General features: G+C 53.7%; 23 protein-coding genes and 3 pseudogenes. 14 read left to right on the top strand and 12 right to left on the bottom strand.

The window, feature by feature from the left end:
* The first annotated feature begins 5 nt into the window (after nt 1-5).
* The 5 genes and pseudogenes from ACQ86O_RS08395 to ACQ86O_RS08415 all read left to right on the top strand — a co-directional run bounded on the left by ACQ86O_RS08395 (nt 6) and on the right by ACQ86O_RS08415 (nt 6,325).
* Nucleotides 6-1,145 carry an amidohydrolase/deacetylase family metallohydrolase gene (locus ACQ86O_RS08395; RefSeq protein ID WP_431224852.1) on the top strand — a complete coding sequence of 380 codons (1,140 nt, stop codon included), beginning with the start codon at nt 6-8 and terminating at the stop codon, nt 1,143-1,145.
* Entirely contained in the window at nt 1,129-2,238 is a 1,110-nt protein-coding gene (locus tag ACQ86O_RS08400; protein WP_431224853.1) for a DgaE family pyridoxal phosphate-dependent ammonia lyase, read from the top strand. The genes ACQ86O_RS08395 and ACQ86O_RS08400 overlap by 17 nt, the downstream gene beginning before the upstream one ends.
* 5 nt (nt 2,239-2,243) lie before the next feature.
* Nucleotides 2,244-2,984, top strand: a complete 741-nt coding sequence (gene dagF, locus ACQ86O_RS08405) for a 2-dehydro-3-deoxy-phosphogluconate aldolase (RefSeq protein WP_431224854.1) — start codon at nt 2,244-2,246, stop codon at nt 2,982-2,984.
* A 145-nt stretch (nt 2,985-3,129) separates the two neighbouring features.
* Nucleotides 3,130-4,358, top strand: a pseudogene (locus ACQ86O_RS08410) (lactonase family protein).
* 51 nt (nt 4,359-4,409) lie between these two features.
* Nucleotides 4,410-6,325: pseudogene (locus ACQ86O_RS08415) on the top strand (BglG family transcription antiterminator).
* Between the two features lie 169 nt (nt 6,326-6,494).
* Here the strand turns inward: ACQ86O_RS08415 and ACQ86O_RS08420 are convergent.
* Nucleotides 6,495-7,622 carry an iron-containing alcohol dehydrogenase gene (locus ACQ86O_RS08420; protein WP_431224855.1) on the bottom strand — a complete coding sequence of 376 codons (1,128 nt, stop codon included), beginning with the start codon at nt 7,620-7,622 and terminating at the stop codon, nt 6,495-6,497.
* Nucleotides 7,623-7,907: 285 nt separating this feature from the next.
* On the opposite strand from ACQ86O_RS08420, the gene ACQ86O_RS08425 reads away from it, so the two are divergent.
* The 3 genes from ACQ86O_RS08425 to ACQ86O_RS08435 all read left to right on the top strand — a co-directional run bounded on the left by ACQ86O_RS08425 (nt 7,908) and on the right by ACQ86O_RS08435 (nt 10,518).
* Nucleotides 7,908-8,672, top strand: coding sequence for a response regulator transcription factor (locus ACQ86O_RS08425; protein ID WP_431224856.1), 765 nt, complete (start codon nt 7,908-7,910; stop codon nt 8,670-8,672).
* A 99-nt stretch (nt 8,673-8,771) separates the two neighbouring features.
* A complete protein-coding gene (locus tag ACQ86O_RS08430; RefSeq protein ID WP_431224857.1) occupies nt 8,772-10,073 on the top strand; it encodes an NAD(P)/FAD-dependent oxidoreductase in 1,302 nt (433 codons plus the stop codon).
* Nucleotides 10,074-10,152: 79 nt separating this feature from the next.
* Nucleotides 10,153-10,518, top strand: a complete 366-nt coding sequence (locus tag ACQ86O_RS08435) for a cupin domain-containing protein (protein ID WP_431224858.1) — start codon at nt 10,153-10,155, stop codon at nt 10,516-10,518.
* Between the two features lie 2 nt (nt 10,519-10,520).
* On the opposite strand, the gene npr is transcribed toward ACQ86O_RS08435, so the two are convergent.
* The 11 genes and pseudogenes from npr to ACQ86O_RS08490 form a co-directional block, all read right to left on the bottom strand.
* Nucleotides 10,521-10,793 (bottom strand): PTS phosphocarrier protein NPr, encoded by a 273-nt coding sequence (gene npr / locus ACQ86O_RS08440; RefSeq protein WP_431224859.1) that lies wholly within the window; start codon nt 10,791-10,793, stop codon nt 10,521-10,523.
* Complete coding sequence (gene rapZ, locus ACQ86O_RS08445) at nt 10,790-11,644, bottom strand: RNase adapter RapZ (RefSeq protein ID WP_431224860.1); 855 nt, start codon at nt 11,642-11,644, stop codon at nt 10,790-10,792. Before rapZ ends, npr begins: the two co-directional genes overlap by 4 nt.
* A gap of 131 nt (nt 11,645-11,775) precedes the next feature.
* Nucleotides 11,776-12,237, bottom strand: a complete 462-nt coding sequence (gene ptsN / locus ACQ86O_RS08450) for a PTS IIA-like nitrogen regulatory protein PtsN (RefSeq protein ID WP_431224861.1) — start codon at nt 12,235-12,237, stop codon at nt 11,776-11,778.
* A 205-nt stretch (nt 12,238-12,442) separates the two neighbouring features.
* Nucleotides 12,443-12,730 carry a ribosome hibernation promoting factor gene (gene hpf / locus ACQ86O_RS08455; protein WP_337262718.1) on the bottom strand — a complete coding sequence of 96 codons (288 nt, stop codon included), beginning with the start codon at nt 12,728-12,730 and terminating at the stop codon, nt 12,443-12,445.
* A 23-nt stretch (nt 12,731-12,753) separates the two neighbouring features.
* Nucleotides 12,754-14,190 (bottom strand): RNA polymerase factor sigma-54, encoded by a 1,437-nt coding sequence (rpoN, locus tag ACQ86O_RS08460; protein ID WP_431224862.1) that lies wholly within the window; start codon nt 14,188-14,190, stop codon nt 12,754-12,756.
* 51 nt (nt 14,191-14,241) lie between these two features.
* A complete protein-coding gene (gene lptB, locus ACQ86O_RS08465) occupies nt 14,242-14,967 on the bottom strand; it encodes an LPS export ABC transporter ATP-binding protein (protein WP_431224863.1) in 726 nt (241 codons plus the stop codon).
* A gap of 6 nt (nt 14,968-14,973) precedes the next feature.
* Nucleotides 14,974-15,513: a lipopolysaccharide ABC transporter substrate-binding protein LptA gene (lptA, locus tag ACQ86O_RS08470; RefSeq protein ID WP_431224864.1), complete on the bottom strand. Its 540-nt coding sequence runs from the start codon at nt 15,511-15,513 to the stop codon at nt 14,974-14,976.
* Nucleotides 15,482-16,060 carry an LPS export ABC transporter periplasmic protein LptC gene (lptC, locus tag ACQ86O_RS08475; protein ID WP_431224865.1) on the bottom strand — a complete coding sequence of 193 codons (579 nt, stop codon included), beginning with the start codon at nt 16,058-16,060 and terminating at the stop codon, nt 15,482-15,484. Before lptC ends, lptA begins: the two co-directional genes overlap by 32 nt.
* Nucleotides 16,057-16,611, bottom strand: coding sequence for a 3-deoxy-manno-octulosonate-8-phosphatase KdsC (kdsC, locus tag ACQ86O_RS08480; RefSeq protein ID WP_431224866.1), 555 nt, complete (start codon nt 16,609-16,611; stop codon nt 16,057-16,059). Before kdsC ends, lptC begins: the two co-directional genes overlap by 4 nt.
* Before the next feature lie 103 nt (nt 16,612-16,714).
* On the bottom strand, nt 16,715-17,701 hold the full coding sequence (kdsD, locus tag ACQ86O_RS08485) for an arabinose-5-phosphate isomerase KdsD (protein WP_431224867.1): 987 nt from the start codon (nt 17,699-17,701) through the stop codon (nt 16,715-16,717).
* 15 nt (nt 17,702-17,716) lie between these two features.
* Nucleotides 17,717-18,693 (bottom strand): annotated as a pseudogene (locus tag ACQ86O_RS08490) (calcium/sodium antiporter).
* 418 nt (nt 18,694-19,111) lie between these two features.
* Here ACQ86O_RS08490 and mlaF point away from each other — a divergent pair.
* The 6 genes from mlaF to ibaG all read left to right on the top strand — a co-directional run bounded on the left by mlaF (nt 19,112) and on the right by ibaG (nt 22,608).
* Nucleotides 19,112-19,927, top strand: coding sequence for a phospholipid ABC transporter ATP-binding protein MlaF (gene mlaF, locus ACQ86O_RS08495; RefSeq protein WP_431224868.1), 816 nt, complete (start codon nt 19,112-19,114; stop codon nt 19,925-19,927).
* A gap of 4 nt (nt 19,928-19,931) precedes the next feature.
* Complete coding sequence (gene mlaE / locus ACQ86O_RS08500) at nt 19,932-20,714, top strand: lipid asymmetry maintenance ABC transporter permease subunit MlaE (RefSeq protein WP_431224869.1); 783 nt, start codon at nt 19,932-19,934, stop codon at nt 20,712-20,714.
* Nucleotides 20,715-20,718: 4 nt separating this feature from the next.
* Nucleotides 20,719-21,267: an outer membrane lipid asymmetry maintenance protein MlaD gene (mlaD, locus tag ACQ86O_RS08505; protein WP_431224870.1), complete on the top strand. Its 549-nt coding sequence runs from the start codon at nt 20,719-20,721 to the stop codon at nt 21,265-21,267.
* 14 nt (nt 21,268-21,281) lie between these two features.
* On the top strand, nt 21,282-21,911 hold the full coding sequence (mlaC, locus tag ACQ86O_RS08510; RefSeq protein WP_431224871.1) for a phospholipid-binding protein MlaC: 630 nt from the start codon (nt 21,282-21,284) through the stop codon (nt 21,909-21,911).
* Nucleotides 21,911-22,213: a lipid asymmetry maintenance protein MlaB gene (gene mlaB / locus ACQ86O_RS08515; RefSeq protein ID WP_431224872.1), complete on the top strand. Its 303-nt coding sequence runs from the start codon at nt 21,911-21,913 to the stop codon at nt 22,211-22,213. The genes mlaC and mlaB overlap by 1 nt, the downstream gene beginning before the upstream one ends.
* 140 nt (nt 22,214-22,353) lie before the next feature.
* Complete coding sequence (gene ibaG / locus ACQ86O_RS08520) at nt 22,354-22,608, top strand: BolA family iron metabolism protein IbaG (RefSeq protein WP_431224873.1); 255 nt, start codon at nt 22,354-22,356, stop codon at nt 22,606-22,608.
* Nucleotides 22,609-22,651 lie beyond the last annotated feature (43 nt).

The raw sequence follows: 22,651 nt of genomic DNA on the forward strand, positions 1-22,651 counted from the left end.
GAAGTATGTATGACCTAATCATCCGGCGCGCCAGACTGGTGGACGGCACCCTGGCCGATGTGGCTATCGAGGCGGGAAAAATTGCCGCGTTAGGGCAACTGGCTGCAGACGCCAGTGCCCATAAGCAACTGGATCTGGCGGGGAACTACCGCCTGAGCGCTGGCTGGATCGACTCTCACGTACACTGTTATCCCTCTTCACCGATTTATCATGATGAACCGGATCTGGTGGGCGTTGCCAGCGGAGTGACCTCGGTAGTCGATGCTGGCAGTACCGGCACCGATGACATTGACCAATTCTATGCTTTGACGCGAAGTGCAAAAACCAACGTGTTTGCCTTTCTTAATATCTCCCGCATCGGTCTGTTAAGACAGAATGAGCTGGCAGATATGGCGGATATCAACAAGCAGGAGGTTAAAAAGGCCATCGATGGCAAAGCGGGTTTTGTTATCGGCATCAAGGCGCGGATGAGCAGTAGCGTGGTGGGCCTGAATGGCACCAGGCCGCTGGTACTGGCGAAAGAAATCCAGCAGGAAAATCACCATTTGCCGCTGATGGTGCATATTGGCAACAATCCACCGGATTTGGACGAGATCGCCGATCTGCTGACCAAAGGCGACATCATCACCCATTGTTACAACGGCAAGCCCAACCGCATTCTGACGCCAGCAGGTACGCTGCGTGAGTCGATCCAGCGTGCGTTACAACGCGGAGTGCTGCTCGATGTTGGCCACGGTTCTGCCAGTTTCTGCTTCGACGTTGCCCGGCAGGCGATCGCATTGGGCGTCTTCCCGCATACCATCAGTTCTGACATCTACTGCCGTAACCGCATGACCGGCCCGGTACACAGCCTGGCGACGGTGATGTCTAAATTCTTTACCGTCGGGCTTTCTCTGACGCAGGTGATTGACTGCGTCACGGAGAATGCCGCTGCGGCGTTGCGTCTGACCACCAAGGGGCAACTGAAACCCGGCTTTGATGCCGACCTGACTATTTTTGATATCCGCCAAGGGCCGCAGGTGTTTGCTGATTCTGAAGGGGAATCGGTCAATGGAGAGCAACTGCTGGTGCCGCTGGCCGCCGTAGTGGCCGGGGAAGTCCTATTAACTGATGAAGGGAAAGCCGCTCATGTCTTCAATCTATGAAAAATATAATTTAAAGCAGGTTATCAATACTTCTGGTCGCATGACCGCTTTAGGCGTTTCTACGCCACGCCAGGACGTGGTTGATGTCGTGAATTACGGCCTGAATCATTATTTTGAAATCAAGGATCTGGTGGATAAGACCGGGGCCTATATTGCCGACCTGCTGAATGTGGAAGGTGCGGTGGTGGTGTCCTGCGCCTCTGCCGGTATTGCCCAGTCAGTGGCTGGGATCATCATCAAAGATAACGCCAATCTGTTGGTTAACCTGCACTCGGCCCCGGTCAACGAGCCGCGCGAAATCGTGTTGCCTCGTGGCCATAACGTTAACTTTGGTGCGCCAGTCAACACCATGGTGGCGCTTGGTGGCGGCAAGGTGGTCGAGGCGGGCTATGCCAATGAATGCTCGGCAGAGCAGATTGAAGCCTGCATTACCCCGCAGACCGCAGCCATTCTGTATGTGAAATCCCACCATTGTGTGCAAAAAAGCATTCTCTCTGTGGAGCAGGCGGCGGTGGTGGCGCGTAAGCATAATCTGCCGCTGATCGTTGATGCCGCAGCCGAAGAAGACCTGATGTGCTACTACCAGATGGGCGCTGACCTGGTAATTTACAGCGGTGCCAAGGCTATCGAAGGGCCAACCAGCGGACTGGTGATCGGCAAGAAGCAATACGTGGAATGGGTGAAACAGCAGTCCAGCGGCATTGGTCGCGCCATGAAAGTGGGTAAAGAGGGTATTCTGGGCCTGGCACAGGCGATTGAAAGCTACCTGACGGCGGAAAAAACCACGGGTGCGCAGATGGTGGAGCGTATGACGCCGTTTATCACTCAGCTTAATACCCTGAATGGGATTAGCGCCAAAACCGTCTGGGACAGCGCAGGTCGCGATATTGCCCGCGTAGAAATTACCTTTGATGAAGCGGTATTGGGGATGTCGACCGCCGACATCGTGCAGCGGTTGAAAACCGGTGATATCGCCATCTATTTCCGTGGCTACAAGGCCAATGAAGGCAAGATCGAGGTAGATGTCCGCAGCGTTAACCAACAGCAACTGATGACCGTCTTTACCTGTATTAAAAATCTGTTTACGGAGTAACAAGCATGAAGCTGAAGCCTAATTACTATAAAGATCGCGTTTGTCTGAACGTGTTGGCCGGTTCGAAAGATAACGCGCAGCAAATTTATGATGCGGCACAGGGGCATGTGCTGGTGGGCGTTCTTTCAAAAAATTACCCTGATGTTGAAAGCGCGGTAACGGATATGGCGCGCTATGCACGTCTGATCGAGAACGCACTCTCCGTTGGCCTGGGGGCTGGCGATCCAAAACAGTCGAACATGGTCAGCCTGATCTCACAGCATGTCCAACCGCAGCATGTGAACCAGGTATTTACCGGCGTAGGTGCCAGCCGCGCCTTGTTGGGGCAAAGCGAAACCGTGGTTAATGGCCTGGTATCACCCACTGGGCGCGTGGGCTGGGTGAAGATCTCCACCGGGCCACTGAGCGCCCTGGCTGCGGACGGCATCGTGCCGGTAGAAACCGCCATTGCCTTGCTGAAGGATATGGGAGGCAGCTCGATTAAATATTTCCCTATGGGTGGCTTGAAGCACCGGGACGAGTACGAGTATGTGGCCAAGGCCTGTGCTGAGCATGATTTTATGCTGGAACCGACCGGCGGTATCGATCTGGAAAACTTTGAACCGATCCTCGAGATCGCGCTGAAAGCGGGTGTGAAGCAGGTGATACCGCATATCTACAGTTCCATCATTGATTCTGCCAGTGGCAATACCCGCCCGCAGGATGTCAAAACCTTGCTTGAGATGACCAAAAAACTGGTGGGCTAAATCCGGTTAGCCGGGCGTTGTTTTTCCCCTCACCCTCTCCTTGTGGAACAGGGTGAGGGGCGTTGTATACCGTGCTCAGGAGTTAACGTCTTTTCCAATCGCGGGCGATACCTGTTGCGCCCCTCTATCTGTTAAAAGGATAACTATGCGAAACTGGCAGGCTTCAACTTTACCCATGGCTCCACTGTGGAGCGCGTTGTCCCTGGCGTTGCTGGCCTTTGCCAGCCCGGCGCTGCATGCTGAGGATACAATGAAACCCACATCGTCCCATTTTGCCTATATTGGTACCTATAACCCGAACGGTGAGGGGGTTTACCGGGTAAAAATCGATGCGAAAAGCGGTGAGCTGAGCGGTAAAACGCTGGTCAGCAAGCTGCCAAATCCGGCACAGTTGGTGGTAGATGCCCAAGGCCGGACGCTATACGTGGCCAGCGAGGTGGCGGATTTTAACGGTACCAGGCATGGTGGCATTGTCGCTTACCGCATAAACCCGCAAGACGGTAACCTGGAGCCGCTTAATCAGGTGGATTCGCAAGGTGCCGGGCCGGTATACCTTTCTCTGACGCCGGATGGCCGCCATCTGTTGGTCGCCAACTACATCAGCGGCAGCGTAGCGGTGTTCCCGGTAGATAGCGAAGGTAAGCTTGGCGCTGCCAGTTCTGTACAGCAGGATGAAGGTCCCGCTGGCGCAGGCAAACCCGCCGCTGCGGTGGAGGGGAGCTTTGCCATCAGCGATCACAATGGTCCGCATGCGCATATGATCGCCAGCGATCCGAGCGGGAAATTTGTCTTTTCTACCGATCTGGGGCTGGATCGTATCTACCAATGGCGTTTTGACGGCAGCACCGGCACGCTGACCCCGAACGATCCACCTTGGATTGCCGCTTCATCCGCCGGGGCCGGGCCACGCCACTTTGTGTTCCATCCAGGGGGAAAACCGTCCTGCTGGTTAATGAAGAGGCTTCGACGCTGACCAGTTATCGCTTCGACAACCAGCAAGGGACCCTTAAACAGCTGCACTCCGTCTCAAGCTTGCCTGCCGATTACCGGGGCACCAACTTTGCCGCTGGCCTTGCATTGGCCGAAGATGGTAAAAACCTGTATGTTGCCAACCGGTTACATAACAGCATTGCGCAATTTAGCGTGAACGACGAAGGTGAGTTGCAGCCGGTAGCTGAGATTTGGACGCGTGGTGACTACCCGCGCACCATCACGTTGGATCCGAGCGGCCGTTATCTGTATGCACTGAACCAGCGCAGCGATAACGTAACCCGTTTCAGTGTGGATAAGCACAGCGGTAAGCTAAGCTTTGTTGAAGGCTATACCCCGGTGGGTAGCCCTTCGCAAATGGTATTTCTGCCTGTTGCGAAGTAACCTGTTGCCCGTCTGGCGCGGCCTGGCGGGCATAATGATAACGGAAAAAGAATGGTAAGATTCCCCTACCCACGTTTGGCATACCTGTTTGATGCTTTGCAGTCCGAGACGTTACCGCAGGACGAATTGGCGAAGCGTTTTGCCGTGTCTACCCGAACGGTACGTGCGGATATTACCGCGCTGAACGACATACTGGAAAGTTATGGCGCGCAGTTTGTGCATAGCCGCGGTGCCGGTTATCGCTTGCAAGTGGATGATGAAACACTGTTCAGCGCGCTACAGCACCAGGAACGTAAAAAACATGCCACGCCGCGCAGTGCGCAGGAGCGGGTGCATTACCTATTGATTCGTTTTTTGACCTCAGCCTTCTCTATGAAGCTGGAAGATCTGGCCGATGAATGGTTTGTTAGCCGCGGTACGCTGCAAAACGACATGGCTGAGGTGAGAGAGCGCCTGGCACATTACCAACTGACCATTGAAACCAAACCGCGTTACGGTATGAAGCTGTTTGGCTCGGAGATGGCGATCCGCGCCTGCCTGACCGATCTGCTGTTTCAGCTGCATCTGGCCGATGCGGAAAACCCACTGTTGAACAATGACATCCTGCATCAGCCCCAGGTGGCGACCTTTGCCGGGTTGCTGCATCCGTTGCTTTCGCAGTACGCCATCCGCCTGACCGACGAAGGTGAGCAATACCTGATCTTCTATTGTGCGGTAGCGCTGCGGCGTATCACCGATGGTTATCCGTTACAGGATTTCGATGTGGAAGACGGTGACGATGCGGTGCGCAAAGCCTCGACCTGGCTGGCTGGCGAATTACGCAAGGCGGCGGGGAAAGAGATTTCGTCGGCAGAAGAGGCCTATCTACGGGTCAATATTGCCGCACGCCGGGTACAAAACGTGCAGCCGACTAAAATCAACGCCGATGATGAAGAGGCGTTGGTGGATTACATCCTGTCTTACATCAACTCGCACTATAACTACAACCTGCAGGGCGATAAGCAGCTGCGGGCCGATCTGCTCACCCATATCAAGACCATGATCACCAGGGTGAAATACCAGATCAATATCCCCAACCCGCTGTTGGCAAATATCAAACAGCATTATCCGATGGCCTATGATGTGACGCTGGCGGCGGTCTCCAGTTGGGGCAAACACACGCCATATACCCTGAGCGAGAACGAAATCGGTTATTTGGTGTTGCACATTGGGGTTGGCCTGGAGCGGCACTACAACATTGGTTATGAACGCCACCCGCAGGTGATGCTGGTGTGCGATACCGGCAACTCCACGGTACGGATGATCCAGGCACAAATCGCACGCAAGTATCCACAACTGGTGATGACACGCATCGTTTCGCTACGTGATTATGAGATCCTCGAAAGCATCGAAGAGGATTTTATTATTTCCAATGCGCGTATCAGCGAGAAGAACAAACCCATTGTGGTGATGTCGCCGTTCCCGACCGAATATCAATTGGAACAGTTGGGTAAGTTGGTGCTGGTGGACCGCACCAAGCCTTACATGCTGGAAAAGTTCTTCGACGCCAGCCATTTCATGGTAGTCAACCAACCACTGACGCAAGAGCAGCTGTTCAAGAAGGTTTGCACTCAGTTGGAGCAGGAAGGTTACGTGGGTGAGGATTTCTATCCTTCCGTGGTCGAGCGTGAAGCGATCGTCTCCACTCTGTTGGGGGAAGGGATCGCGTTACCGCACTCACTTGGCCTGCTGGCGAAAAAGACCGTCGTGGTCACGTTACTGGCTCCTCAGGGTATTGCGTGGGGGAAGGGGAGGTAGCGCACGTTATTTTTTTGCTGGCGATCAGCAAAAGCGATTACGAAGAGGCGATGGCGATCTACGATCTGTTCGTTACCTTTGTACGCGAACGTTCGATGACCCGCCTGCTGGGCAGCGATAATTTCGACAGCTTTAAAGCGGTTGCCCTGGATTGTCTGAGCCGGATTTAATCGTTTCCCCTCTCGGGCGAGAGGGGAAAGCCGTTAATTACTTCTCTTTCTTTTTGCCGAATATCTTGATCACCGCACCGATAATCAGGCCCAAGGCCACGCCAGCTAATATCCAATCGACAAAGCTCATTTTCATTCCCCCCGCTATTCTATTGATCTGATTATATTATCATTCTATCAAGAACGCCCCATCGATCAGTAATTGCCGCTGTTCTAGCGAATAGGTAAGCCACGAGTTCTTGCTGTTGGACTTCTCCAGCACGATTGCCCGTTCCTGATGGGTGAGGGGAAGTTCATCCTGCCAGAAAGGTGCGACGGCATTGCGGGTAATAAAGTCAATCAAATGGCGCTCCGGGCTGTCCTGCACATCTGGGAACAACCGCTGGGCAAGCTCTGCCATCAACGCTCGCTGTAGCGGATGAACGCTATCATCAAGCAGTTCAAGGAATGGCAGCAACAGACGACCACAAATCTGCCCGTGGTGGTAATCACGCAGCGCACCGACTTCGCCAGCTATTCCGTGGATCACGCCCAGGCCTGCGATACTTAGCGTCAGCCCACCCAGATAGGAAGCCTGCATGATAGCTTCGCGGGCATTATCGCTGTGTTTCAGCGCAGGCCAGGCATTGAGGAAATGGCGAATGCCGGTCAACGACATCTCTCGGGACAGGCTGCTGGAGGCGTTAGACAGATAAGATTCAAACAGATGGGTGAACGCATCGATGGCGCAATAGGCCAGTATGTTATCCGGCACCCCTTTCAGCAGCTCGGGGTCAAGGATCGCCGTCTGTGGGACAAAGTTAGGGTGCCGCAAAGAGGCTTTCACCTTGGTAACCTGGGTATCGGTGATCACCGCGTTTTGCGTCACCTCGCTGCCGGTGCCCGCGGTGGTGGGGATGGCGATCAACGGTAGCGTAGCGCCGCTGATCTGGCTGTCACCCACTTTCTCCATATAGCGTATGGCCGGCAGCGGGTGCTCAACCAGAGCGGCGAACGCCTTGGCGGCATCCAACACGCTGCCACCGCCGATTGCCACCACCCTTTGCACCTTGCCACGCCAGCGCTCTACCCAGAGATCGATTTCCTGTGGGGACGCTTCATGGGAGACAACCTCACAGCCAGCCAACAGTGGGGTTAATGCGCCAGCCAATGAAGCATAGATGGCACCATTAAGGAAGGATCGACAGGTGAACAGTAGCGTAGTCTGAGGTTCGGCCTGCAGCAGAGGGATCAGCCGCTGGATAGTGCCATTACCAAACCAGGTTTGCCGGTTAGCGATCATCAGGCTCGGGGTCATGTTCTCTCCTTGGTGCACATAAGCTTGAGAGCCCCAGCATAATTCAGCCAACAGATGCGAACCAATGCTTTTCGTTACACTAACCCGAAATTGTTAATATATTAACTACCTCGTTATGAGCAGGCGCGAAGCCAAACTGGCGAACTTGTGATTTGTTTAACATGTAAACAATTTCGCCCTTGCTTTCTTATTGGTTGGATGCTTTTTATAGCCTATGGCTCCCATTTTGCCGAGTGCAGCCTGGGATAAACTGATTGTTAATTTATTAATGATTTCGGGGCGGGAATGGGTATTCAGGTCGAAAAACTATCGGCGGTGATTGATGCAGTGGCTACCCGCCAATTCTATGCCAATCTGTTGGTTTATCTGGAAGGGTTCTTTGCCTTCGATAGTGCCATTGTTTATGCCTTTGAACACGGGGAAGCCCCGCGCTGCCTGCTGAAAACCGAAAGAGAAAACAGTGACGCGGTAAACCAGATTTATCAGCAGGGTGCTTATCTGGAAGATCCCTTTTACCAGACGCTGAACGGCGGCGGTCATGGCGATGTGTTTACTTTGCGCCAGTTGGCTCCCTGCGGTTTTTACCAGACGGATTACTATCGGAATTTTTACCGTAAAACCGGCTGGCGTGACGAAGCGGGTGTCTTGCTGCAACTGACCCCGGCGCGGGGAATAGGGGTATTTTTCGGTTCTGCACGGCAGACGGTTGGCGTATGTTTCCCCCATCTGGCCGATTTGCGTGATGCGCTGAAGCTGGTAAAAAGCGTAGTGCGCCTGCATGGCGAAGTCGTGGTGGCGGAGGTTTCTGTACCCAGCGCTCCTCCGGGGGATAGCGCCGCTCAGGCGCGTTATGCACTGACTCCGCGTGAGCGCGAAATTGTCGATCTGGTTCTGGCCGGCAATGGTTCACAGCAGGTAGCAGAACGGCTATTTATCAGCCTGGGAACGGTAAAAAATCACCGCAAGAATATTTACGGCAAGTTGAATATTGGCTCTCAGGCCGAGCTGTTCAGCCTGTTCCTGAATGCGCCCCTGCGCCGCACGGCATAATGTTAAAAAACTGTTGCAAATGTCCCTAAGGGGACATAGTCGCCCGCACTCACTTTCCTGATAATCGAGACTACGGCATTGGGAAACGGGAGTGCAGTAATGAACAATGAAATCGAATCATTAACCTACTACGCAGCGACCAAGAAATACGATCTGCGCTTCCCGACGCTGGAAGAGGATCTGGATGTTGATGTGGTGATTATCGGTGGTGGCTTCTCCGGTATCAACACTGCGCTGGAACTGGCGGAACAAGGCATCACCAATATCGCGATTCTGGAAGGCCGCTATCTGGGCTACGGCGGGACAGGCCGCAATGGCGGGCAGGTGATGGCCGGGATCGGTCACGATCTGGAAAAGATCAAACGCCACGTCGGGCCAGCCGGTCTAGAAACCCTCTTCAAGATCAGTAACCTTGGGGCAGGGATCATCCGCGAGCGCATCAAAAAATACCAAATCGATGCCGATTTCTGCTTCGGCTATGGCTACCTGGGCAGCAATGCTCGCCAAGAAAAGACCTTGCGTAGCTGGCTCAAAGAGTTCAAGGCCGTATCGCCTGAGGAGGATATCGAGCTTTATACCGGTTCAGAGGTAAAGCAGGTCGTCGGTTCTGACGCCTATACCTGCGCCTTGAAGCACATGGGCGGCGGTCATGTTCATTCGCTCAATCTGCTGCTGGGTGAAGCGCAGGCGCTGAGCAGCTATGGGGTGAAGATCTTCGAGAACAGTAACGTCCTGGATGTGGAATATGGATCGCGCATAACCGTGCGCACCGCTATGGGCTCGGTGCGTGCCAATAAGATGCTGTGGGCGTGCAACGGTTTCCTCAACGGTCTGGATCCTTATATATATAAAAAGACCATCAATACCTACGCCTTCCAACTGGCTACCGAGCCGCTGTCCGATGAGCTGATTAACCAGATAAGCCCAATCCGTGGCGCTTACAGTGATATCCGCCCGGTGATCGATTATTACCGTGTCACCAACGAAAACCGCCTGCTGTTCGGCAGCGCTACCCGACTGATCGAATATATTCCAGCGGATCTGAAAGCCTGGAACCGCAACCTGATGCTGAAAGTCTTCCCGTATCTGAAAGACGTGAAGATCGACCTGGCCTGGGGCGGGCCGCTGTGCTGTAGCGCCAACCTGTTCCCGCAAATCGGCACGTTGCCGCAGCACAATAACGTATTTTATGTGCAGGGTTATTCCGGCTTTGGCGTAACGCCAAGCCATATCGTTTGCAAGGTGCTGGCTGAAGGAATGAGTGAAGGGTCCGATCGTTACGATCTGATGAGCTCGATCCCGCACGTTAATATTTTTGGCAAAGAAAATCTGCGCCGCGTAATGACCACCGCAGGCAAGGTCTGGCACCAGACTTCTGGGTACTGGAAAGGCCGCCGTTAGTCCAGCAATTGTGGTTTCCTCCTCTCCCGGAAGGATAGAGGGAGGGAAACGTTTACCACCAATCTAAAAGGAAAATACCATGAAACCATTACTGCTTAAGCAAGCGCTACCTGAGCTGCAACAGATTGGCAGCGTCAGCAATCTGGGGGCGACGGTTGTTGCGGGTGAGCCTGACGTTGGTGTCGCGATGATTTTTGGCGCGCCGACGGATAACCTGAACTGCGGCGTATTCAGCTGTACCCGTGGCACTTTCGTTATGGAATACCCCTTTACCGAGCATGCCACCGTGTGGGAAGGCAGCGTGACGCTGACCAATGAGAATACCGGTGAATCAACACAGTATCAGGCTGGGGATTCCTGGTTTGTCGAGAAAGGGACGCCCGTGCGCTGGGAAATTACCTCGGATCGCTTTGTGAAGCATTATCTGGCGATAGTAGAAGGCTGACGTTAGTCTTCGTCGAACCCTGAATTAAACAGTTCGATGACCGCCACCAGCGCCTGCTGTTCTTCTGGTCCGGTGGCTTCAATTTCGATCTGGCGGCCTTGGGCGGAATCCAGCATCAGCAGCGCAATCACGCTGCTGGCTTCCGCTTCGGTGCCGCTGTCATTTCGCAGCAGCACTTCGGCGTCAAAACTTTGCACCAACTCAAACAGCTTCATCGCTGGGCGCGCATGCATACCCAGCTTGTTCTTGATTTCTACCGTCTGTCTGACCGTCATTGTTTACGTTTTTCCAACGTACGGTGGCGTGACTGCACGTTCTTGCCGCGCGAACGGAAATAGTCTGCCAACTGCTCTGCCACGTAAACCGAACGGTGCTTACCGCCAGTACAACCAATGGCTACGGTTAAATAGCTGCGGTTGTTGGTTTCCAGCATCGGCAGCCATTGTTCCAGGTAGCTACGGGTCTGATAGATGAAGTTATGCACTTCGGTGTGGCGATCTAGGAACGAAGCAACGGGTTTATCCAGGCCGGTCATTGGACGCAGTTTGGGATCCCAGTGCGGGTTTGGCAGAAAACGTACGTCGAACACGTAGTCGGCATCGATAGGGATACCGTGTTTGAAGCCGAAGGATTCGAACACCATGGTCAGTTCGCGCTCGCGTTTGCCCAACAGGCGAGTACGCAGCATTTCAGCCAGCTCATGTACCGACATCTCTGAAGTGTCGATGATCAGATCGGCGCGTGAACGTAGCGGCTCCAGCAGATCGCTTTCTTCATCAATCGCACTTTCCAGCGACAGGTTTTTAGCGGAGAGAGGATGCAGACGCCGGGTGTCACTGTAACGGCGGATCAGCGTGTTTCGATCGGCGTCGAGGAACAACAACTGCGGCGAGAAGCTCTCCGGCAACTGGGTCATTGCATATTCAAACACTTCCGGCGATTCCGGCATGTTACGTACGTCGATGCTTACCGCGGCGGAGCTATTGCGTTCAGCCAGCGTCTGGGCAAGCTGCGGCAGCAGCACCACGGGCAGGTTATCAACGCAGTAAAAACCCATGTCTTCCAACGCCCGTAAGGCGACGGATTTCCCTGAACCGGAACGGCCGCTGACAATCATCAGCACCATGTGGTAACTCCCCTGGCATCTTAATGGCGTTTATCGCCACTGTTAGAGTCTCTATTACCCAGGCCGTAACCCGGAGATATCATAAGTAAAACAGTAGCGTTTTCATCGCTGGAAGTCACGCCAGCGAATGGTTACTCGGTGATAATTTGATACAGCTCTTCGTCGCTTTGCGCTGAACGCAGGCGGCGGCAAACGGTTTTGTCGGCCAGCCGTTTGGCAACCAGCGACAGCGTATGCAAATGAGTTTTACATTGATCTGCCGGTACCAGCAATGCGAAAAGCAGATCGACCGGTTGGTTATCAATGGCATCAAAGGCGATAGGTTGATCAAGACGGATAAACACGCCAACGGCTCGCAGGGTATCTTCTTCCAATTTCCCGTGCGGGATTGCGATACCGCTGCCGATACCGGTACTGCCCATGCGCTCCCGGGTGAGAACGGCGTCAAACACCACCTGCGAAGGCAGATTAAGCTGTTTAGCTGCCAGTTCACTGATAATTTCCAAAGCCCGTTTCTTGCTGGTGCAGTGTACCGAGCTTCTGGTGCACTCGATGTTTAACACCGAGCTTAATTGCATTATTTCGTTGTTCATCTCATCTTCACTTAAACCGTCTTATTCAGCTACCTTTACGGTCGGTTGCAGACCGGCACTGGTAACGTTTATAGCACGGTTTTTCGCCTGTTTAACCCTGATGGCTTAACGGCGCGTACCCATCCAGGTGACGCGCCGATGGTTGCCGTGTAGCCAAGTAGACTACGGTAAGGGCCATAACCACATGGGGTGAAGGCCCAGAATGTCAGTGTTGTTTTAGTTTGTCTTTATGTTTGTTCAATTGACGAGCCAGTTTGTCGATCAGGCAGTCTATTGCGGCATACATATCTTCTTTTTCCGAGGTGGCGTGCAACTCGCCTCCATTCACATGCACCGTTGCTTCAGCAATCTGCTGCACTTTTTCCACACTTAGTACGACATACACCTGATTAATGCGGTCAAAATACTGTTCGAGTTTGGCAAACTTGTTGTTGACGAACTCGCGCATTGGTTCGGTGATTTCGATGTGGTGTCCGGTAATGTTGAGCTGCATAATGTCTTCCTTCTCTATTGAGGTCAAACCAACTGTTTACGCTGGTTAGACGGCGGGATGGACAAAGACTCTCGGTACTTGGCAACGGTACGCCGCGCTACCATGATCCCCTGATCGGAAAGCAGGGTAGCCAGCTTGCTGTCGCTAAGCGGCTTCGCGGGGTTTTCAGCCGCGATAAGTTTCTTCACTAACGCCCGGATCGCCGTAGAGGAGGCTTCGCCACCGCTATCGGTATTCACATGGCTGGAGAAGAAATACTTCAATTCGAAAATACCACGCGGGCTGTGCAGGAATTTCTGCGTAGTGACGCGCGAGATTGTCGATTCATGCATCTCCACGGCCTGGGCGATATCTGCCAGAACCATGGGTTTCATAAACTCTTCCCCTTGCTCAAAGAACGCTTCCTGCTGCTCGACAATGCAGCGGGTCACCTTGAGCAGAGTGTCATTTCGGCTTTCCAGACTTTTAATCAGCCACTTCGCTTCCTGCAGATTGCTCCGGATAAACTGGCCGTCGGCATCATTGCGTACACTGTTGCCGAGGGCTGCGTATTGCTGGTTTATTTTCAGGCGCGGGATGCTGTCTGCATTTAGCTCCACCGTCCACTTATCCTGCACCTTGCGTACCAGAACATCCGGTATGACATACTCTGACTCACCGGTATTGATCGATTGCCCAGGGCGAGGATCGAGCGATTGGATCAACTCCATCGCTTCTTTCAGTGTATCTTCTTTTAACCGAGTTGTTCGCATCAGGCTGCGAAAGTCGTGGTTGGCCAGCAAATCCAGATGCTCGCTGACAATCAGGCGGGCCTCGGCCAGATAAGGTGTCTCTTTGGCATATTGAGAAAGCTGGATCAGCAGGCAGTCCCGCAGATCGCGGGCAGCAACGCCGACGGGATCAAAACGCTGCACGCGCTTTAAAACCGCTTCAACTTCTTCCATGGTCACATTCTCGTCGCCCATACTTTCCAGAATATCTTCCAGCGGTACGGTGAGATAGCCGGTATCGTCCACGGCATCGACGATCGAGGTGGCAATGGCCACGTCAGTGTCGGAAAACGGCGTCAGATCCACTTGCCACATCAGGTAATCTTGCAGCGTTTGCGTCGTTTCACCCTGATAGACCGGGAGTTCGTCATCGCCGTAGTCAGTACCGGTGCCGGAAGGCGTGCCTGCGGTGTAGATCTCATCCCAGGTCGCATCCAGGGGCAGCTCTTCAGGCATGTCCTTTTGTTCCAACGCTTCGCGGGTATCCAGCCCTTCAGTATCGGTACTCTCTTTTGCCTCGATCTCTTCGTGCTGGTCTTCAGACTGTTCAAGCAGCGGGTTGCTCTCTAACGCCAGTTGGATCTCCTGCTGGAGCTCAAGCGTGGACAGCTGCAACAGGCGTATCGCCTGTTGGAGTTGGGGAGTCATGGCCAGCTGTTGGCTGAGCCGGAGTTGCAAACCTTGCTTCATATCTTGTGTTTACTTCCGTTAACGGATTGCCAATTGGCACGCCGCTGGAGCTTAGAGGCGGAATTCTTCGCCCAGATAAACGCGTTTCACCTGCTCATCGGCCAAAATAGCATCCGGCGTACCGTGTGCGATCAGTTTGCCCTGGCTGACGATATAGGCGCGTTCACAGACGTCCAGCGTCTCACGCACGTTATGGTCGGTGATCAGTACGCCAAGACCGCTGTCACGCAGGTGTTCGATAATCTTTTTGATATCGATAACAGAAATCGGGTCAACCCCGGCGAAGGGCTCATCCAGCAGGATAAATTTCGGATTGGCGGCGAGTGCACGGGCAATCTCCACGCGGCGGCGTTCCCCGCCGGAGAGCGACTGGCCCAGGTTGTCTCGCAGATGGGAGATGTGAAACTCCTCCATCAGCTCAACCGCACGATCGTCACGCTGTTCGCTGGTGAGATCCGGGCGAATTTCCAGCACTGCCATAAGGTTGTCGTAAACACTCAAGCGACGGAAGATTGATGCTTCCTGCGGCAGGTAGCCGATGCCACGGCGAGCACGAGCGTGCAGCGGCAGGATACTGATATCTTCTTCATCGATAACAATGCGCCCGGCATCGCGCTGAACGATACCGACAACCATGTAAAACGTGGTGGTCTTACCGGCCCCGTTTGGTCCCAGCAGGCCGACGATTTCGCCCGATTTCACGTTAAGGCTCACGTCTTCAACGACTTTGCGGCCTTTATAGGCTTTCGCCAGGTTTTCTGCGATGAGTGTTGCCATAAGTGTTTAGTTACTCTTCTTTTGACCGTTTTTGTCTTGCAACTGTGATGGCACCAGAACCGTAGTCACGCGTTTGCCTTTATCGCTGAACGCCTGCATCTGCTGCTGCTGCACCAGATAGGTGATACGGTCGCCCTGCACGTTGCTGTCGAGCTGCTCCAGGTAGGCATTACCCGTGAGCGTAACCAACTGCGTAGCGACGTCGTAACGTACTTTCTGCGCGTGGCCTTTCACCGGCTTGCCGTTGTCCTGCATCTGGTAGAAGGTTACCGGATTGCCGAAGGCTTCAATATAGGTTTTATTCTGATCGCCACCTGGGCGGGTAACCACCACTTTATCGGCTTTGATCTCGATGGTGCCCTGCTTGATCACCACCTCGTCGGTAAAGGTGCTGACGTTGCTTTGCATATCCAGCGACTGTTTCAGCGAGTTGATGCTCACCGGTTGGTCAGAGTCGGATTTCAGCGCCAGGGCCGGGCTGCTGGCGGTCAAAACGAGGCTGACGATCAACAGATTACGGAGTTGTTTTTTGGTTTTGAATTTCATAGTTGGTCTTGACCTTATCAATCAGCTCAGCGGTTTTGTTCCGCAGATTGCCACGCATTTTCATGCCGTTAGAGGTAAAATTCGTCCCGAACAGGGTCACTTCATCATCGGAAGAGACATCCTGGGTGATCAGATTAACCTGAGCATTTTCTGTTTTGATTTTTTCCAGCTGCGAGGTGGTCGTCAAACTGTTCACCTCAACGTGCCCATACAGATAAAGCATGCGATCTTTGGTCAACTTGGCGCGATCGGCACGCACTGACCATGTGGCCACGGCATTTTCATCAAACAGCGTCATTACCGGCTGGGTGAACCAGCTTAACTCATCGGCGGCGTAATACTTCACCTCTTCTGCCACCAGCTTGTAGTTCAACTTACCGGTTGGGCTGTAAACGATGGTGACGGTATGCTGGCTCTGATAGGTCGGGTCCTCATTATTGATCGGTACCGAGCTGTCGTCATCGCCAAAGTCGGTCATATTCCAGCCGATCAACGCCAGCACGATCACCATCAAAACGACGGTGATCCAAAGTTTGGTTTTACTCATATCGACAGCCCTTTGGCGTCCTCCAGCTTGTTTTGAGCCAAGAGAATAAGGTCGCACAGCTCACGAACTGCGCCACGGCCACCCGCAATGCGGGTGACATAATGGGCTCGCGGCAACAGCAGCGGGTGCGCATCAGCCACCGCCACGGCCAGACCGACTTCGGCCATCACCGGCCAATCGATCAGATCGTCACCGATGTAGGCTATTTCGTCCGCGCTTAGAGACAGTTTATCTAACAGTTCGCGGAAGGCCAAAAGCTTATCGGACTGGCCTTGATACAGATGGGTGATATCGAGGGTTTTTGCCCTGTCTTCCAATAATTTGGCCGAGCGACCGGTGATGATGGCAACTTCGATACCCGAAGTTTTCAGACAGCGAATGCCATAGCCATCGCGCACGTTGAAGGCTTTCAGCTCTTCGCCGTTATTGCCCATGTAGATCAGGCCGTCTGACAGCACGCCGTCGACATCACAAATCAGCAGGCGGATTTTCCTGGCTCGTGCCATTACGTCTTCAGGTACCGGCCCGTAGCAGGTTTCAACCAGACTCATTCACTTTCCTCAGATGTTTAACAAATCAGGCGTTATTGTCGTAGCCAGTTTTGGTTGCGAGCACAGCTCAATGCCAAATTGGCAAGTAAAATAGCCTGAAAGCTTAAACGACACCGGCACGCAGCATGTCATGCATATGTACCACACCCAGCAATTGGTCGCCATCAGCAACCAGCACCACGGTGATGTGGCGTTGCTGCATAAGATTGAGCGCATCAACTGCCAGCATGTTAGGGCGCACCCGAATACCGCCCAGCGTCATGACATCGGTGATTTTAGCGTTATTGAGATCGATACCCATATCGAATACCCGGCGTAAGTCACCATCGGTAAAGATACCGGCGATCTTCATCAGATCGTCGCAGATCACCGTCATGCCCAAGTTTTTGCGGGTGATCTCCAGCAGGGCATCGCGCAGGGAAGCTTCGGCGCTGACGTGGGGGATCTCGTCACCGCTGTGCATGATATCACTAACGCGCAACAGCAGGCGGCGGCCCAGTGCTCCACCTGGGTGTGACAAGGCAAAATCTTCCGGTGTAAACCCCCTGGCTCTCAGCAGTGCGACGGCCAGTGCATCGCCCATGACCAATGTGGCCGTGGTGCTGGTGGTGGGGGCCAGGCCAAGCGGGCAGGCTTCCTGCGGTATCTTGATACACAGATGGACTTCTGCCGCTTTGCCCATCGAGCTTTCGGGATTATTGGTCATGCAGATCATCGGGATCTGCTGGCGTTTCAACACCGGGATCAGGGCCAGGATCTCGTTGGACTCGCCGGAGTTGGAGATCGCCAGCACGATGTCTTGTGCAGAAACCATCCCCAAATCGCCATGGCTGGCCTCCGCCGGATGCACGAAGAACGCCGGGGTGCCGGTACTGGCCAGCGTGGCGGCAATTTTACAGCCGATATGGCCGGATTTGCCCATCCCCATGACCACGACTTTACCGCAGCATCCGGCGATGGCTTCACAAGCTCGGGTGAAATCTGCATTGATGTACTGATCGAGCTGGGCCAGGCCTTCGCGCTCAATCTGTAGCACTTCTTTGCCGGCCTGCTGATAATCAAAGCCCGGTTGCAACTGGATAGTCGACATACTCATTCCCATCGGTTAGCCGAACGTACTGAAAGTGTTAAAGAACAGCACTGCAAGATACGCAATAAAGCCACATAATAACAGAGCTCCCGCCAGATGGCCGATACGATGTGTGCGGCCAATACACAGGGCGGTTAGCAGGATACTGGCCGCCAGCAGGACCCAGTAATCCCGTTGGAAAGCGGCGGGATCGATACTGCCCGGAGACAGCAGAGCGGGAACGCCCAGCACAATAACCGTATTAAAAATGTTTGATCCGATGATATTCCCTACGGCCATATCATCTTCGCCTTTCAGTGCTCCGGCGATGGAGGTTGCCAGTTCGGGCAGGCTGGTGCCAATGGCAATAATCGTCAGGCCCACCACCAGCTCACTCAGGCCAAAGTAATGAGCAATCACCGTGGCGTTATCGATAATCATCTTCGAAGAAAGCGGCAGAATAATGAAGGCCAGCACCAGCCAGAGTATCGCTACGGTGTTGCTGCTGTCCTGTGGCAGTTCGGCGAGTTGCTCCACCGTCAGGCTGTCGCTGCCTTCTCGCTGTGCCAGCCGGGCGATTTTCAACATCAGCAGGATAAACCCGGTGGCCGCCAGCAACAAGACGACCCCATCCAGGCGGCTCAACGTGTTATCCATCAACACAAAGCCACACAGCACTGTGACTGCCAGCATCAGCGGTAGTTCACGCCGCAGGACCCCGGAACGGACCGACAGCGGGTGGATCAGGGCGGCCACCCCCAGGATCAGTAAAATGTTGGTGATGTTAGAGCCTAAAACGTTCCCCACTGCCATGTTGGTTTGGCCATTCAGCGCGGCAGAGACCGAAACGATCAATTCCGGTAACGAAGTGCCGATACCGACGATCGTCATGCCTATGATCAGAGGGGGACACCCAGGGAGCGGCTGATCACTGCTGCGCCATAAACCAGCCTATCCGCCCCATATACCAGTAAAAACAAACCAACGACTAACAGCACTATCGCGAGAAACATTCAGGGTCCTTTATTGGGTATACTCGTCGTCTGCCAAGCTGCAGCACTGTTACCTGCATCTTGCCATCTATTAAGGTATATAATCCCGGTTCGTTGGTTATACCCTTCTTACCTTGAAGTTGCAGCGTGGTGAGTTGCAACGCCAATGATTTTGGGTATGAATGCCGTAATCGGCCATCTTGTTTGCCGCTCATTGCACCAAGGTGCAGCAGCAACGGATTTTCCCGGCTAAAAGTCGAACAGTTTCATTTTTTTGCGTTATTTCCTAATTTTGACTGTCCGGAGCCTAAAAGTAAAACCAATGGCATCATTGGTAGCGAATTGACGATAAGCTTCTGTAAAAATAAGATGCCTTGCGCCTATTACCTTACCAACACAGGGTGATTTGTCAGAAATGAGCTGTACAGGATCAACAAACATGCATCAGAAGACAGATAATCTGGTCGAAGTGCGCGGCATGAGTTTCTCTCGCGGTGGTCGGCTGATATTCGAAGACATCAATCTGACGGTTCCCCGTGGCAAGGTGACGGCGATCATGGGGCCTTCCGGCATTGGTAAAACTACGCTGTTGCGCCTGATCGGCGGCCAATTGACACCAGATCGCGGTGAGATCTGGTTCGATGGTGACAATATCCCTGCCTTGTCGCGCAACCAGTTGTATGAGTCACGCAAAAAGATGAGCATGCTGTTTCAGTCGGGGGCGCTGTTCACCGATCTGACGGTATTTGAGAACGTGGCTTTCCCGTTGCGTGAGCATAGCCGCCTGCCGGAGCCTATCTTGCGTAGTACGGTGATGATGAAGCTGGAAGCTGTGGGCCTGCGTGGTGCCGCAGAACTGATGCCAAACGAACTCTCTGGTGGGATGGCGAGGCGTGCTGCTCTGGCGCGCGCTATTGCGCTGGATCCGGAGATGATCATGTTCGACGAACCTTTCGTTGGCCAGGATCCGATCACCATGGGCGTATTGGTGAAGTTGATTGATGAACTGAACCATGCGCTAGGTATCACCTGCATCGTGGTGTCACATGATGTGCCGGAAGTGTTGAGTATCGCGGATTACGCCTATATTGTGGCGGATCATCGTGTGATTGCCGAGGGATCCGCGCAGCAATTACAGAACAATCCTGATGCGCGCGTGCGCCAGTTTCTGGATGGTATTGCTGATGGGCCGGTGCCATTCCGTTACCCTGCCAGCGATTATCAGACGGAGCTTTTAGGGGAAGGGAGTAAATAACTACATGTTTTTACAGGCGTTAGCGTCTTTAGGGCGCCGTGGCATCAATACCAGCGCTTCTTTTGGGCGCGCTGGACTGATGCTGTTCCACGCGCTGGTTGGCCGCCCGGAGCCGCGCAGGCAATGGCCGCTGCTGATCAAACAGCTGTACAGCGTTGGTGTGCAGTCGCTGCTGATCATCATGGTTTCAGGCGTGTTTATCGGTATGGTGCTGGGGCTGCAAGGGTACATTGTCCTGACCACCTACAGCGCGGAAGCCAGCCTGGGCATGATGGTGGCATTATCGTTGTTGCGTGAACTGGGGCCGGTCGTTACCGCGCTGCTGTTTGCCGGGCGTGCCGGTTCAGCCCTGACCGCCGAGATTGGCCTGATGAAGGCCACCGAGCAGATATCCAGTCTGGAAATGATGGCCGTCGATCCGCTGCGGCGTATTGTTGCCCCACGTTTCTGGGCCGGCCTTATCAGCATGCCGCTGCTGACGATTATTTTCGTTGCCGTCGGTATCTGGGGCGGTTCGGTGGTTGGCGTGGATTGGAAAGGGATCGATAGCGGTTTCTTCTGGTCGGCAATGCAAGGGGCGGTTGAATGGCGCAAGGATTTACTTAACTGCCTGATCAAAAGCGTGGTGTTTGCCATTACTGTTAGCTGGATTGCAATTTTCAACGGCTATGACGCGGTGCCGACTTCCGAAGGCATTAGCCGTGCGACAACAAGGACCGTGGTACATTCGTCACTGGCGGTGTTGGGATTGGATTTTGTGCTGACTGCACTGATGTTTGGGAATTGATTCGATGCAAACGAAGAAGAGTGAAATCTGGGTTGGGGCGTTCATGCTGATTGCGCTGTGCGCCGTCGTCTTCCTCTGCCTCCAGGTAGCGAATATTAAATCGATCGGTAATGAACCGACTTACCGTATTTACGCCACCTTCGATAATATCGGCGGTTTGAAAGCGCGTTCTCCAGTGAAGATTGGTGGGGTGATGATTGGCCGGGTGGCCGAAATTTCCCTCGATCCGAAAACTTACACGCCGCGTGTTGCACTGGATATTCAGGATAAATACAACAATATCCCAGATACCAGTTCGCTGGCTATCCGCACCTCCGGCCTGTTGGGGGAGCAGTATCTGGCATTGAACGTCGGTTTTGAAGATCCCGAGATGGGCACCGCTATCCTGAAAGACGGTGGGACCCTTCAGGACACGAAATCAGCCATGGTTCTGGAAGATTTGATCGGCCAGTTCCTGTACAAGAGCGGCGGCCAGGATAGCGCGGATAAATCGGGTGATACCGCCGCAGCTCCAGCAACGGATGCTGTTCCACATACCGCTCCAAGTCATTAATAGAGGAAGCCTGCATGTTTAAACGTTTACTGATGGTGGCTCTGCTGGTGGTTGCGCCGCTGGCCAATGCGGTTGATCAGACCAATCCCTACAGCCTGATGAAGGACGCCGCTGATAAAACGTTCACGCGTCTGAAAGCCGAGCAGCCAAGAATCAAGCAGGATCCCAACTATCTGCGTACCATCGTGCATGAAGAACTGATGCCGTTTGTTCAGGTGAAATACGCCGGTGCCCTGGTGTTGGGCCGTTATTACAAAGAGGCGACTCCGGCGCAGCGTGAAGCCTATTTCACCGCTTTCCAGGCTTATCTGGAGCAGGCTTATGGTCAGGCGCTGGCCATGTACCACGGCCAGACCTATCAGATTGAGCCAGAGCAGCCGCTGGGCAGTGCCGATATCATCGCGATCCGCGTGACCATCATTGATAACGGGGGCCGCCCGCCAGTGCGTCTGGACTTCCAATGGCGTAAAAACAGTAAAACAGGCAACTGGCAGGCCTATGACATGATTGCCGAAGGTGTCAGCATGATCACCACCAAACAGAATGAGTGGGCATCGACTCTGCGCCTCAAAGGGGTGGAGGGCTTGACCCAACAGCTGCAAGCGGCGGCGAAGCAGCCGATCACTCTGGATCAGAAAAACTGATGGCCGAAGCATTGAGCTGGGCTTCACAGCAGCAGACGCTGGTGCTGCGCGGTGAGCTTGATCGCGAAACGTTACTGCCGCTGTGGCAGCAACGTGAGACATTGCTGGCGGATAAAACCACCATTGACGTTGCGCAATTGCAGCGCGTTGACTCTTCTGGCCTGGCATTGTTGCTGCATTTACGTGAACAACGAAGCCAGCAGGGGATTGAGATAAAAATTACCGGTGTGACCGAACGGTTACAAACGCTGATTACACTCTACAATCTGCAAGCGATAATGCCTGTTGAAACCGACAGTTAGCCTGAATATCGGCTGGCTGAGTGCGAAAAGCCCCTGTTGCCCAGGGGCTTTTTCTTTAGTTTAAGAAAGGGCCGGATTCCACTAAGATAGGGCACAGCCTCAAGTGATTAACATCAGCCCCCGATACAGAACTGGATACTATGGAAAATAGCGAAATTAAAGACGTGCTGATGAAAGCATTGGCATTGGAAGAAGCGCATGTTACTGGCGATGGCAGTCACTTTCAGGTGATCGTCGTGGGTGAACTGTTCGCCACCATGAGCCGGGTCAAAAAGCAGCAGGCTGTCTATGCGCCGCTGATGGAATACATCGCAGACAACCGCATTCATGCTTTGTCCATCAAGGCATACACCCCAGAAGAGTGGCGGAGAGATCGCAAACTCAGCGGATTTTAAGGCTGTTTGCCCGGCGGGCAGGCAGCTCAGAACAGATAACAGA

Source organism: Serratia sp. L9 (assembly GCF_050632285.1).
GTDB lineage: Bacteria > Pseudomonadota > Gammaproteobacteria > Enterobacterales > Enterobacteriaceae > Chania.

Excerpts from the sequence above, each read along its gene's own strand:
- hpf (WP_337262718.1), bottom strand. The coding sequence starts at position 12,730 with ATGCAGCTCAACATTACCGGACACCACATCGAAATCACCGAACCAATG.
- mlaE (WP_431224869.1), top strand. The coding sequence starts at position 19,932 with ATGTTTTTACAGGCGTTAGCGTCTTTAGGGCGCCGTGGCATCAATACC.
- ibaG (WP_431224873.1), top strand. The coding sequence starts at position 22,354 with ATGGAAAATAGCGAAATTAAAGACGTGCTGATGAAAGCATTGGCATTG.
- ptsN (WP_431224861.1), bottom strand. The coding sequence starts at position 12,237 with ATGAACAACGAAATAATGCAATTAAGCTCGGTGTTAAACATCGAGTGC.
- lptC (WP_431224865.1), bottom strand. The coding sequence starts at position 16,060 with ATGAGTAAAACCAAACTTTGGATCACCGTCGTTTTGATGGTGATCGTG.
- ACQ86O_RS08435 (WP_431224858.1), top strand. The coding sequence starts at position 10,153 with ATGAAACCATTACTGCTTAAGCAAGCGCTACCTGAGCTGCAACAGATT.
- rapZ (WP_431224860.1), bottom strand. The coding sequence starts at position 11,644 with ATGGTGCTGATGATTGTCAGCGGCCGTTCCGGTTCAGGGAAATCCGTC.
- ACQ86O_RS08400 (WP_431224853.1), top strand. The coding sequence starts at position 1,129 with ATGTCTTCAATCTATGAAAAATATAATTTAAAGCAGGTTATCAATACT.
- mlaB (WP_431224872.1), top strand. The coding sequence starts at position 21,911 with ATGGCCGAAGCATTGAGCTGGGCTTCACAGCAGCAGACGCTGGTGCTG.
- npr (WP_431224859.1), bottom strand. The coding sequence starts at position 10,793 with ATGACGGTCAGACAGACGGTAGAAATCAAGAACAAGCTGGGTATGCAT.
- kdsC (WP_431224866.1), bottom strand. The coding sequence starts at position 16,611 with ATGAGTCTGGTTGAAACCTGCTACGGGCCGGTACCTGAAGACGTAATG.
- dagF (WP_431224854.1), top strand. The coding sequence starts at position 2,244 with ATGAAGCTGAAGCCTAATTACTATAAAGATCGCGTTTGTCTGAACGTG.
- lptB (WP_431224863.1), bottom strand. The coding sequence starts at position 14,967 with ATGGCAACACTCATCGCAGAAAACCTGGCGAAAGCCTATAAAGGCCGC.
- ACQ86O_RS08420 (WP_431224855.1), bottom strand. The coding sequence starts at position 7,622 with ATGACCCCGAGCCTGATGATCGCTAACCGGCAAACCTGGTTTGGTAAT.
- mlaF (WP_431224868.1), top strand. The coding sequence starts at position 19,112 with ATGCATCAGAAGACAGATAATCTGGTCGAAGTGCGCGGCATGAGTTTC.
- mlaD (WP_431224870.1), top strand. The coding sequence starts at position 20,719 with ATGCAAACGAAGAAGAGTGAAATCTGGGTTGGGGCGTTCATGCTGATT.
- rpoN (WP_431224862.1), bottom strand. The coding sequence starts at position 14,190 with ATGAAGCAAGGTTTGCAACTCCGGCTCAGCCAACAGCTGGCCATGACT.
- ACQ86O_RS08395 (WP_431224852.1), top strand. The coding sequence starts at position 6 with ATGTATGACCTAATCATCCGGCGCGCCAGACTGGTGGACGGCACCCTG.
- kdsD (WP_431224867.1), bottom strand. The coding sequence starts at position 17,701 with ATGTCGACTATCCAGTTGCAACCGGGCTTTGATTATCAGCAGGCCGGC.
- ACQ86O_RS08430 (WP_431224857.1), top strand. The coding sequence starts at position 8,772 with ATGAACAATGAAATCGAATCATTAACCTACTACGCAGCGACCAAGAAA.
- mlaC (WP_431224871.1), top strand. The coding sequence starts at position 21,282 with ATGTTTAAACGTTTACTGATGGTGGCTCTGCTGGTGGTTGCGCCGCTG.
- lptA (WP_431224864.1), bottom strand. The coding sequence starts at position 15,513 with ATGAAATTCAAAACCAAAAAACAACTCCGTAATCTGTTGATCGTCAGC.
- ACQ86O_RS08425 (WP_431224856.1), top strand. The coding sequence starts at position 7,908 with ATGGGTATTCAGGTCGAAAAACTATCGGCGGTGATTGATGCAGTGGCT.